Below are 11,939 nucleotides of genomic sequence, written 5' to 3' on the forward strand. Positions count from 1 at the left end.
AAGAGACAAATGAAATCACGTGCAGCAGTTGCATTTGGCCCCGGCCAGCCGTTAAAGATTGTTGAAATTGACGTCGCGCCGCCGCAAAAAGGCGAAGTGCTGGTCAAAATTACCCATACCGGCGTTTGCCATACGGATGCGTTTACGCTCTCCGGCGACGACCCGGAAGGCGTGTTCCCGGCGGTGCTGGGTCACGAAGGCGGTGGCGTGGTGGTTGACGTTGGCGAAGGCGTCACCAGTCTGAAGCCAGGCGATCATGTTATTCCGCTGTACACCGCAGAATGCGGCGAGTGTAAGTTCTGTAAATCCGGCAAAACCAACCTGTGTCAGGCGGTGCGCGCCACGCAGGGTAAAGGGCTGATGCCGGATGGCACCACCCGTTTTTCTTACAACGGCGAACCTGTCTATCACTATATGGGCACCAGCACATTCAGTGAATATACCGTTTGTGCTGAAATTTCCCTGGCGAAAGTCAATCCGCAGGCGCCGCTGGATAAAGTCTGTCTGCTGGGATGCGGCGTCACCACAGGGATTGGCGCGGTACACAACACGGCAAAAGTAAAAGAAGGGGATAGCGTTGCGGTCTTTGGCCTGGGCGGTATCGGCCTGGCGGTGATTCAGGGAGCAGTGCAGGCGAAAGCCGGGCGTATTCTGGCGGTTGACACCAACCCGGAGAAATTCAAACTGGCGGAAGAAATGGGCGCGACCGATTTCATTAACCCGAATGACTATGACAAACCCATCCAGGATGTGATTGTTGAGCTGACCGATGGCGGCGTCGATTTCAGTTTTGAATGTATCGGTAACGTCAATGTGATGCGCGCAGCGCTGGAGTGCTGCCACAAAGGCTGGGGCGAGAGCATCATCATCGGCGTGGCTGGCGCAGGCCAGGAAATTAAAACCCGTCCGTTCCAGCTTGTTACCGGGCGCGTCTGGCGCGGTTCCGCTTTTGGCGGTGTGAAAGGGCGTAGCCAACTGCCAGGCATGGTGGAAGAGGCGATGGCGGGGAAAATTCGTCTGGACCCGTTCATTACCCATCGCTTGCCGCTTGATCAAATCAACGATGCCTTTGATTTAATGCATCAGGGCAAGTCCATTCGCACCGTTATCCATTTCGGTGATAACTGATTCACATGCCAGCGGGTCTGCCGCTGGCACTTTCCTGAATTTTCAGGAATAAATGTTGTGAAAATGTGACAAACATTCCGATTTTCACCGTAAGCAAACTTCCTGGAATGCCGATGACTATCTAACGGGCGTGTTTTATACGCAATAACCTACAAGAGAGTCGACGGTCATGGACAACACATCAACGATGCAAGCACCGCATAAGCTGGGTTTTCTGCATCATATTCGGCTGGTTCCGCTGTTTTCCTCCATTCTCGGTGGCATCCTTCTTCTGTTCGCACTCAGTTCCGGGCTGGCGGGGTACTTCCTGCTACAGGCAGATCGTGACCAGCGGGATGTGACGGACGAAATTCAGGTGCGGATGGGCTTATCCAACAGTTCTAACCATCTGCGTACCGCGCGTATCAATATGATCCATGCAGGCGCGGCGAGCCGCATTGCTGAAATGGATGACATGAAAGCCAATATCGCTGAGGCGGAGAAGCGGATTAAGCAGTCGCAGGAAGGCTTTAACGTCTTTATGGCGCGGGCGGTAAAAACACCGGCGGACGAAGCGCTGGATGCGGAGCTGAATACCCGCTTCAAAGCCTATATTGATGGCCTGCAACCTATGTTGAAATACGCCAGAAACGGCATGTTCGAGGCGATTATCAACCATGAAAACGAACAGGCCAGACCGCTCGATACCGCGTATAACACCGTATTGCTCAAGGCGATTGAGCTACGCACGGCGCGCGCGAATCAGCTTAGCGACCAGGCGCATCAGCGCAGCCAACTGGGATTGATGTTCATGATTGGGGCGTTCGCGCTGGCGCTGGTGCTTACGCTACTGACGTTTATCGCGCTCCGCCGGACGGTAATCAACCCTCTGCAACGTGCTGCGCAGCGTATTGAACAGATTGCCGCAGGCGATCTCACCATGCCGGATGATCCAACCGGACGCAGCGAAATCGGTCGCTTAAGCCGCCATCTCCAGAAGATGCAGTCCTCTCTGGGGCAAACGGTGGGAACGGTACGTCAGGGGGCGGAAGAGATTTATCGCGGCACCAGTGAGATTTCCGCCGGCAATACCGATTTGTCATCGCGTACGGAAGAGCAGGCCGCAGCAATTGAACAGACCGCAGCCAGCATGGAAGAACTCACGGCCACGGTGAAACAAAATGCGGACAACGCGCACCATGCCAGTAAACTGGCGGAAGACGCCTCCGGCAAAGCCAGTCACGGCGGTCAGATGGTGTCTGGCGTCGTGAAAACAATGGGCAATATCTCCAATAGCTCGAAGAAAATTTCCGAGATCACCGCCGTCATCAACAGCATCGCTTTCCAGACCAATATCCTGGCGCTTAACGCGGCGGTCGAAGCGGCGCGAGCGGGTGAACAAGGGCGTGGCTTCGCCGTAGTCGCCAGTGAAGTGCGCACGCTGGCAAGCCGCAGTGCGCAGGCGGCGAAGGAAATTGAAGGGCTGATCAGCGAATCGGTCAGACTGATTGACCAGGGCTCCGGGGAAGTCGTCGCAGCAGGCAACACCATGAATGATATTGTCGATGCCGTGCGACGCGTAACGGACATTATGCTGGAGATCGCCGCAGCCTCTGATGAGCAGAGCCGTGGGATTGTGCAGGTGAGCCAGGCGATTTCCGAGATGGATAAGGTCACGCAGCAAAACGCCTCGCTGGTCGAAGAGGCCTCTGCCGCCGCCGCGTCTCTGGAAGAGCAGGCCGCTCGCTTAACCGAAGCGGTCGGGGCATTTCGTTTGCAGGGGGGAAGTGCGATTAAACGCGCGCCGTCTGTGGACGTCGTCGCCAGTTCATCACCGCAGCCGGTAACAACCAGCGGTGATAACTGGGAAACGTTTTAAGCCTTAATATTGCCGGGTAACGACGCTAACGCGTCTTATCCGGCATTTATTTGAGGGCGCATTCAGTGTGGCATGGATTTGCGGATAGCGGCGATCAGCGCCTGCGCGCCGGGAGAAAGCGGCGTGTCCACGCGGGTGAGGATGCCAATCGGTTCGCCAGCGCCCAGAGTGGGAATCGGCAGTGATACCAGCGTAGCCTGGCGCAGATCTTCTTTCACCGCGCCTGAAGGAACAAACCAGACGTAGTCATAATCAACGGTAAGCTGGCGAGACAACGAGGCCGACAGCGTTTCGATGCAGCCAACGGGCATTTTGCAGCCCTGACTTTGTAGCAGACCTTCCGCATTCTGCCGGGGAGCGGTGCCTTTGGGCGACACAACCACCGGCCATTCCATCACACGGCTTAAGGTGACGGTTTCCTGTAACAGCGGGTGATTAGGGCGCACAACCAGCTTCAGCGACTCCAGAAACAGCAGCTCGTAATTCAGACCGCTCATCAATTCCGGGTCGGACATCCGGCCAATACCGAGGTCGATTTCCCCCGTTTTTAAGCCAGCGAGCAGCATCGGGTTATTCATGGTGGCGACCTGTAACGTCGTCTCTTTTTGCTGCTTATGGAACTGACCAATAACGGCCGGAAGGATACCCAACGCGGCGGTGGGCAATGCGCCAATGCGCACCACATCATTATTGAGGCTTTCTTTGCGATTCAACGCCTGGCCCGCGGTATTAAGCGCATCAAGCACTTTTACCGCATGGGTGAGGAACTGTTCGCCGGGCAGCGTTAACTGCGCGCCGAGGCGACCGCGCTCAAAAAGGCGGGTTCCGGTCAGTTGCTCCAGCTCGTTAAGCGTTTTAGAGAGTGCAGGTTGACTCAGGTTAAGGGTTTCAGCCGCGCGCCCCAGTGTTCCTTGTTGGGCGACAGCTACAAAAGTATGAAGATGGCGCAAACGGATGCGCTGACTAAACAAGCTATTTTTTTCCATAAGCGATGTTAAAAACAGAGCGGTGCCGGTGACAAGTAAAGTTATTGGTTTTTGATAACCTGATAGCAAAATATTATTAACATCTAACTCATTTCTTTTACAAGAAGTTTGTTTTGCTTATGTTTTGTACGATTCACAGTGATGTGAGAATAATGGCAATGCGTGACGCAGAAAGCGACAGGTCATAACGTGAGTTCATACTTGAAAGAGACATCAAGCGGGTTCACAATCCAGTGCAGGGTGATGGCGTTCCACCTTATTCCAACCGCCTCGTTTCAGTAGGCTGATGACGCCTGATATGACTCTTTATCACCAGGAGCGTGTCGGGCTGGTCAATACTCTTCCGGTTCCTCATGCTTTTTCCAACAGGAAACAACAATGATATATGTAATTGGTCACCTCAATCCTGATAGCGATGCTATCTGTACGGCCATGATGACGGCGCGCTGGCTGACGTTACGCGGGCAGGAGGCAGTGGCGTTCCGCACGGGGGAAGCCAACCGTGAGACGCAGTTTATTTTTGCGCAGGCGGGGTTGCCCATTCCTGAACGATTAAGCGTTCCGCTCACCGATCGGGACGTCTGGCTGGTTGATTTTACCGAACCAGCCCAGGGGCCGGATTCTTTAGCGCAGAGTAACGTTGTTGGCATTATTGACCATCACCGCTTAGGCGGGTTGATCACCCGACTGCCGCCGGAAGTGTGGGTAAAACCTGTTGGCAGTAGCGCGACATTACTGTGGCAACTGATGACGGATGCCATTCGAAAACAGCTTTCATCCGCAGAAGCGACGTTATTACTGGGCGCCGTTCTGAGTGACACTGTCACGCTTCGTTCGCCGACAACGACCCCGGATGACCGCCTTGCGGTGGAATCGCTCAGCCAGCTTGCCGGTCTGTCTCTTGAACGCTTTAGCCGCGATCTTCTGTACGCGAAAACCAGCGTGGAAGGGATGCTGAGCCGTAAGAAACAGATGCTCCCCTGGCTGGAACATCACCTGAATCCGCACAGGTGAGATCACACTTTGTAAATTCTTCCCACCAGAGTGAACGGCGTTTTCTACACTCCAGGTAATATTCACTGGAGGCATGACATTATGGCGAACACCATCGCGGCTGATGAGATTCGGGAACACTTTTCGCAGGCAATGTCAGCAATGTACCAGCAGGAAGTTCCACAGTACGGTACATTGCTGGAACTTGTCGCTGATGTGAATCTGACGGTACTGGAAAATAATCCTACGCTGCATGAAAAGCTGGCCAACGCGGATGAGCTGGCGCGGCTGAACGTTGAGCGGCATGGCGCGATTCGGGTGGGTACGGCGCAGGAGCTTTCCACCTTGCGCCGAATGTTTGCGATTATGGGGATGTATCCCGTCAGTTATTACGACCTTTCTCAGGCGGGCGTTCCCGTTCATTCCACCGCCTTTCGCCCCATTGACGATGCGTCGCTTTCCCGCAACCCGTTTCGCGTCTTCACCTCGCTATTACGGCTGGAGTTAATTGAGAACGCGGCGCTGCGCCAACGCGCGGCGGATATTCTGGCGAAGCGCGATATCTTTACGCCGCGCTGTCGCGAACTTCTGGACGTCTTTGATGCGCAGGGCAATTTTACCGGGGCGCAGGCGCGGGAGTTTGTGCAGGAGGCGCTGGAGACTTTCCGCTGGCACCGGCACGCCACGGTGGACAGGGAAACGTATCAGGCATTACATAATGAACACCGTCTGATTGCTGACGTGGTGTGTTTTCCGGGGTGCCACATTAACCACCTGACGCCGCGCACTCTGGATATCGACAAAGTACAGTTGATGATGCCGGAATGCGGTATCGAACCCAAGATCCTGATTGAAGGGCCGCCGCGCCGTGAGGTGCCGATTCTGTTACGCCAGACCAGTTTCAAGGCGCTGGAAGAGTCGGTGCTGTTTGCCGGTGAAACGGAGGGCAGCCATACGGCACGTTTTGGTGAGATTGAACAGCGCGGCGTGGCGCTGACGCCTGAAGGGCGGCGGTTGTACGATGCGTTACTGCATAAGGCGGGGACGGGCAAAGATAATCTTACGCATCAGCTGCATTTGCAGGCGGTCTTTAACGCTTTCCCGGACAGCGAATTTTTACTGCGCCAGCAGGGGCTCGCCTGGTTTCGCTACCGGTTAACGCCTGCCGGTGAATCGCACCGCCAGTCTATTCATCCGGGCGACGACCCACAGCCGCTGATTGAACGCGGTTGGGTGGTGGCACAACCCATTACCTATGAAGATTTTCTGCCGGTAAGCGCGGCCGGAATATTCCAGTCTAACCTGGGTAACGAAACCCAGGCGCGCAGCCACGGCAATGCCAGCCGCGACGCCTTTGAGCAGGCGTTGGGGTGCCCGGTATATGATGAGTTTGCGCTTTATCAGGCGGCGGAAGAACGCAGTAAACGGCGTTGCGGACTGCTCTGATCGCGGTATGCTGTCGGGATGTGAAGGAAAAGGAATGCGTCATGTTGAATCCCTCCATCCCGCTTGTCGAAACGCAACAGGGAAATGTCATGGGTGTCGTGCAAAACGACATCCACATCTGGCGCGGTATACCGTATGCCGCGCCGCCTACGGGTCAGCTCCGCTGGCGGGCGCCACAGCCTGCCGCCCCCTGGCAGGGCGAACGCCCTGCGAATACATTTTCATGCGCCAGCTGGCAGGATATTGAATATTGTCGCGAGCTTGGCGGGGGCGATCCAGGGCGTTTTTCCGAGGATTGCCTGTATCTGAACATCTGGGCGCCCGCGGTGCGCCCGCAGCCGTTGCCGGTGATGGTCTGGCTGCATGGCGGCGGCTACACCATCGGCGCGGGAGGATTACCGCCTTACGACGGTTGTGCGCTGGCGAAGCGCGATGTCGTGGTAGTCACGCTCAATTATCGTCTTGGTCACCTGGGATTTTTTGCTCATCCGGCCCTTGATGGCGAGGACGGCGAATGCGTGCATAACTTCGCCTTGCTCGATCAGATCGCGGCGCTACGCTGGGTGCAGGACAATATTGCCGCTTTCGGCGGCGATGCGCAGAATGTGACGCTGTTCGGCGAGTCCGCTGGCGCGCGTAGCGTCCTGTCGTTGATGGCGTCCCCACGGGCAAAGGGCCTGTTCCATAAAGCCATTATTCAGAGTGGTTATACGTTACCGGATACGCCGCGCGAGGTCGCGCTGCAAAAGGGCATCGAACTGGCGGCGCATTTTAATTTGCCGGACGCTACTGCTGAACAGTTGCGGGCGCTACCGGCGGAGGCATTCTGGCCGCTGGGCGCACCGTTGAAAATCGCGCCGACGCCGATTTCCGGCGATGCGATATTGCCACAGCCGATGATGGAGACCTTCTTTGCCGGAAAGCAGCACCCAATGCCGGTTCTGATTGGCTCCAACAGCGACGAAGCGAGCGTGATGGCGGTGTTTGGCGTTGATCTCGCCGGGCAGATCGCGAAATTGCGGCGCGAACGCCGACTGGGGTTAGGGCTGATCAAGCTGCTCTATCCCGGCGTGAAAGGCGATGAAGAGCTGGGGCGTCAGGTCTGCCGCGATATGGCGTTCACCACGTTGGGCTATGTGGTGATGCAGGCGCAGCAGCGGGTAGGTGAACCGTGCTGGCGATACTGGTTTGACTATGTCGCGGAAACTGAACACACAACCTACGCCAACGGCGCCTGGCACGGAAATGAAGTGCCGTATGTCTTTGATACGCTGACGCTGGCGGAACCCGCGCGCAATTACGTGAATGACAACGATATGGCGTTTGCCCGGCATATCGCCGATTACTGGGTTAATTTCGCCCGTCACGCCAGCCGGACCTGCGATGTTCTGCATGGTCCGGTGCGCTGGCCCGCCAGCGTTCAGGGGCGGGATCGCTTGTTACGCATCGGACTGAATAAATTTGCCGGTTTTAAAGTAGAGAACCGCTTTATGGGCGCGCGAATGGCGCTGTTCAAACGGGTGATGAAACATCACGTCAGTCTGGAATAATGGCGAGATGTTCGGCAGGTTGCGCTTTTCATAACCTGAAAGCGCGCCCATCTGTATTTACACGGTATTCAGTCTGTTCTTATCGACATAAAATATTTTGGCTTTTGTACAGATTATCGACAGCCAACAATTGGATTATTAATGAATTTTGTCTAGAGTGAGCGGTCAGAAACGTTGCACTTCTTGCCGCTGATAGAGACCAGCGCGGGACCATTCACACGACCAGAAGGACTCACTTTCAGGTATGGATCGTAGACGATTTATTAAAGGTTCAATGGCAATGGCCGCCGTGTGCGGTACGAGCGGTATTGCTTCACTCTTTTCCCGCGCCGCTTTCGCGGCAGAGTCTGATATTGCAGATGGTCAAACCGTCCGTTTTGACTTTTCCGTTCTGCAATCAATGGCGAACGATTTAGCGCAAAAGCCGTGGGGCGGCGAACCCCGGGCGTTACCCAATACGCTGGCGAATCTGACGCCGCAGGCCTACAACAGCATTCAGTACGATGCGGCGCACTCTCTGTGGAACAACATCGAAGGCCGCAAGCTGGATGTGCAATTTTTCCACGTAGGAATGGGCTTTCGTCGTCGCGTGCGTATGTTCTCGCTTGATGCCAGCACACATCAGGCGCGCGAAATTCATTTCCGCCCGGAACTGTTCAAATACAACGATGCCGGTGTCGATACCCGTCAACTGGAAGGGCAAACCGACCTTGGCTTCGCGGGCTTTCGCGCCTTTAAAGCGCCTGAACTGGCGCGTCGCGACATCGTCTCCTTCCTGGGGGCAAGCTACTTCCGCGCGGTGGATGACACTTATCAGTACGGGCTGTCCGCGCGAGGCCTGGCGATAGACACCTATACCGACAGCAAAGAAGAGTTCCCGGACTTCACCGCATTCTGGTTTGAGACGGCGAAACCGGGCGACACCACGTTTACCGTGTACGCGCTGCTGGATAGCCCAAGCGTCACTGGCGCCTATAAATTTGTGATCCACTGCGAAGAGAGTCAGGTGATCATGGATGTGGAAAACCACATCTATGCGCGTAAAGACATCAAGCAGCTGGGTATCGCGCCAATGACCAGCATGTTCAGCTGCGGCAACAATGAACGCCGGATGTGCGACACCATTCATCCGCAAATTCACGACTCTGACCGCCTGGCAATGTGGCTGGGCAATGGCGAATGGATCTGCCGTCCGCTGAATAACCCGCAGAAATTGCAGTTCAACGCCTATCTCGACAATAACCCGAAAGGGTTCGGCCTGCTGCAACTTGACCGTGACTTTTCCCACTATCAGGACATCATGGGCTGGTATAACAAACGCCCAAGCCTGTGGGTGGAGCCGCGTAACAAATGGGGGAAAGGGTCTATCGGCCTGATGGAAATCCCGACGACCGGTGAAACGCTCGATAACGTGGTGTGCTTCTGGCAGCCGGAAAAAGCGATCAAAGCGGGCGATGATCTGGCATTCAAATACCGTCTTTACTGGAGCGCGCAACCGCCGGTTCGCTCGCCGTTGGCGCGCGTGATGGCGACCCGTACCGGTATGGGCGGTTTCCCCGAAGGGTGGGCGCCGGGTGAACACTACCCGGAAAAATGGGCGCGCCGCTTTGCCATTGATTTTGTCGGCGGCGACCTGAAAGCCGCTGCGCCGAAGGGGATCGAGCCTGTCATTACGCTGTCTAACGGCGAAGCGAAACAGATTGAGATCCTCTATGTCGAACCGTTCGATGGTTATCGCATCCAGTTTGACTGGTATCCGACGTCAGATTCGACCGACCCGGTGGATATGCGTATGTTCCTGCGCTGCCAGGGGGACGCCATTAGCGAAACCTGGCTGTATCAGTATTTCCCGCCGGCGCCGGATAAGCGTCGCTATGTTGATGACCGCGTGATGCGTTAATCCGCTCTGCTGCCCCGAGCCGCCACACTGCTGGCGGCTCTTTTCTCCCGACGATTCCCGGCGCATTTTCTGCTCATTATTTAAACTCGATCCCGTTCGCATTATTCCTTATGTCAAATGCGTAAGCTGACGGTGTGTACTTCAGTACACGTTTTACAGCCACTAACAGGGAGTGCGTATGTTTCCAGAATACAGAGATCTGATTTCACGACTGAAAACCGAGAATCCTCGCTTTCTTTCCTTGTTCGAAAAACACAACACCCTTGATCATGAGATTGCCCGGCTGGAAGGTTCTGACGGCAGGGGATACAGTTTGGATATTGTTCGTCTGAAGAAAGAGAAACTCCATCTGAAGGAGGATCTGCTCAGAATATTGCAGAAAGAAAGTTTGAATGAGAGCTGATTCGTTGTAGGCACTGCGCAGTCTTTGTCCTGCTCAAAAGGGCTTCCTGACAGACAAGGAAGCCCTTCCTGTTTTCAGGTATGCGGGCAAGTCTGTGATAAGCTAATAAATCCTGCTGTTGTCACCGTAAAGGATGGAGAAATGGCTGAAGTCATCACGATCAGCGAAACACTGGAACTGCGAGCGGTGGAAGAGTGCCATGTTACGCCGTTACATCAACTGGTGCTTAAAAACAAAGACTGGCTACAGGCATCGCTAAACTGGCCGCAGTTTGTCGCCAGCGAAGACGATACGCGCAAAAATGTGCAGGGTAATATGATGTTGCACCAGCGCGGCTACGCCAAAATGTTCCTTATCTTTCAGGAAGAGGAGGTGGTGGGCGTCATCTCGTTTAATCTGATAGAGCCGTTGAATAAAACCGCCTATATCGGTTACTGGCTGGATGAATCTCACCAGCGGCAGGGTATTATGTCGCGCGCGCTTCAGGCGTTTATCGGCCATTATGCCGGGCGCGGCGAGCTTCGACGCTTTGTGATTAAATGTCGGGTTGCGAACCAGGCGAGCAACCAGGTGGCGCGCCGCAATGGTTTTGAACTGGAAGGATGCCTGAAACAAGCGGAGTTTCTCAACGGGGAGTATCACGACGTCAACCTGTACGCCCGCATTATCGAGAACGCCTCAGAGTAACCCTGCCAACGGTGTTCGTGTAATATGCTGTTCACCGTTAACCACTTTTGGGCCACGCAAGTGGATGCTGTCGCCATCAAAGGTTTCGATCGTCGCCCGATCGGTGATTTCCACATGATGCTCAATCAGCACGTCCCCCAGAATGCGGGCATGGCCTTCGATCAGGATATGATCGTCAAGCAGGACAGGGCCGCCGCGTAGTTCGGCATGACCACCGACCAGAACGTGATGTTTCAATACGCAGTTACCTTCAACCGTCGCGTGCTCCGCCACCTGAGCACTGTAACGCAACGTAGGGATGGCATCTTCCTCCGTTCCCGCAATAACGCGGGCGTGACCGTACACTTTGGCACAGTCGCAAAGCCAGACGTTATTCTCTTCATTTCCTTCGACGATCGCGAAATCAAACACTTCCGCGCGGTGTTCAATAAACGCCTGGGTGACTATCGCATCGCCGTAGATTTGCGCCTGATGCACAATGCGCGAGCTGCTGACGGTGGCGCGATCGTAGATTTGCAGCGTCAGGTCGCTTTCCTGAGTTAGGCCTTTTGCGGCGATAATCTCCGAATGGTGCAGAATACGAGCGTCGCCAGACAGATGACATTCACCGCGAACGACCGAATTCTGCACGGTGACGTTGTTGCTTATCCGGGCGCCGTGACTAATCTCGGCCAGATCAATCCAGACGTTATCACCGATTTGCGCGCGATCTCTGATGATGCAGGCCTGGGTGATGCGGGCGTTGCCTGAAATCATCGCCCCGGCGAATGCGAGGGCATTCTCGTCGTAAATCCAGCAGTGTCCTTCTTGCGCCAGCACGCTTTCGTCGTCGACCCAGCCGCCAGCGGTTCCGGCTTTGACGTCGTTAAAGTCGGTAAGGGCAATGATCTGGCGTAGCAGGACGCTTTTCTTGTGGCCGTTATCCTGATAACTAAAGGCACGCGATTCTTCACTCAGGTGATATTTGCTCATGGGGAATTTCCCTTTG

Annotated in this window: 9 protein-coding genes, 1 pseudogene and 1 riboswitch; of the genes and pseudogenes, 8 read left to right on the plus strand and 2 right to left on the minus strand. The window is 55.2% G+C overall.

Features of this window, described 5'->3' with window-relative positions:
• The first annotated feature begins 9 nt into the window (after positions 1-9).
• Together OGX84_RS14930 and OGX84_RS14935 are read left to right on the plus strand one after the other, a co-directional pair.
• Positions 10-1,128, plus strand: a complete 1,119-nt coding sequence (locus tag OGX84_RS14930) for an S-(hydroxymethyl)glutathione dehydrogenase/class III alcohol dehydrogenase (protein ID WP_012132329.1) — start codon at positions 10-12, stop codon at positions 1,126-1,128.
• Positions 1,129-1,297: 169 nt separating this feature from the next.
• Positions 1,298-2,986, plus strand: coding sequence for a methyl-accepting chemotaxis protein (locus OGX84_RS14935; RefSeq protein WP_012132330.1), 1,689 nt, complete (start codon positions 1,298-1,300; stop codon positions 2,984-2,986).
• A 62-nt stretch (positions 2,987-3,048) separates the two neighbouring features.
• Here the strand turns inward: OGX84_RS14935 and OGX84_RS14940 are convergent, their stop codons facing one another.
• A complete protein-coding gene (locus OGX84_RS14940; RefSeq protein WP_012132331.1) occupies positions 3,049-3,972 on the minus strand; it encodes a LysR substrate-binding domain-containing protein in 924 nt (307 codons plus the stop codon).
• A 230-nt stretch (positions 3,973-4,202) separates the two neighbouring features.
• Positions 4,203-4,275, plus strand: a riboswitch (Fluoride riboswitch).
• 75 nt (positions 4,276-4,350) lie between these two features.
• On the opposite strand from OGX84_RS14940, the pseudogene OGX84_RS14945 reads away from it, so the two are divergent.
• The 6 genes and pseudogenes from OGX84_RS14945 to rimL all read left to right on the plus strand — a co-directional run.
• Positions 4,351-4,938 (plus strand): annotated as a pseudogene (locus OGX84_RS14945) (DHH family phosphoesterase); the annotation flags it as partial.
• Between the two features lie 129 nt (positions 4,939-5,067).
• On the plus strand, positions 5,068-6,411 hold the full coding sequence (gene hglS, locus OGX84_RS14950; protein ID WP_049011627.1) for a 2-oxoadipate dioxygenase/decarboxylase HglS: 1,344 nt from the start codon (positions 5,068-5,070) through the stop codon (positions 6,409-6,411).
• A gap of 41 nt (positions 6,412-6,452) precedes the next feature.
• Positions 6,453-7,961, plus strand: coding sequence for a carboxylesterase/lipase family protein (locus OGX84_RS14955; protein WP_112002072.1), 1,509 nt, complete (start codon positions 6,453-6,455; stop codon positions 7,959-7,961).
• 244 nt (positions 7,962-8,205) lie between these two features.
• Complete coding sequence (locus tag OGX84_RS14960; RefSeq protein ID WP_024130319.1) at positions 8,206-9,861, plus strand: glucan biosynthesis protein D; 1,656 nt, start codon at positions 8,206-8,208, stop codon at positions 9,859-9,861.
• 178 nt (positions 9,862-10,039) lie between these two features.
• A complete protein-coding gene (locus OGX84_RS14965; RefSeq protein ID WP_012132337.1) occupies positions 10,040-10,264 on the plus strand; it encodes an HP1242/YdcH family protein in 225 nt (74 codons plus the stop codon).
• Positions 10,265-10,405: 141 nt separating this feature from the next.
• A complete protein-coding gene (gene rimL, locus OGX84_RS14970; protein WP_012132338.1) occupies positions 10,406-10,951 on the plus strand; it encodes a 50S ribosomal protein L7/L12-serine acetyltransferase in 546 nt (181 codons plus the stop codon).
• Here rimL and ydcK read toward each other — a convergent pair.
• Positions 10,943-11,923, minus strand: a complete 981-nt coding sequence (gene ydcK / locus OGX84_RS14975; RefSeq protein WP_112002073.1) for a YdcK family protein — start codon at positions 11,921-11,923, stop codon at positions 10,943-10,945. The two genes, rimL and ydcK, sit on opposite strands and share 9 nt — an antisense overlap.
• Between the last annotated feature and the right edge of the window lie 16 nt (positions 11,924-11,939).

This window comes from Citrobacter sp. CK202, from assembly GCF_030333225.1.
GTDB lineage: Bacteria > Pseudomonadota > Gammaproteobacteria > Enterobacterales > Enterobacteriaceae > Citrobacter_B > Citrobacter_B koseri.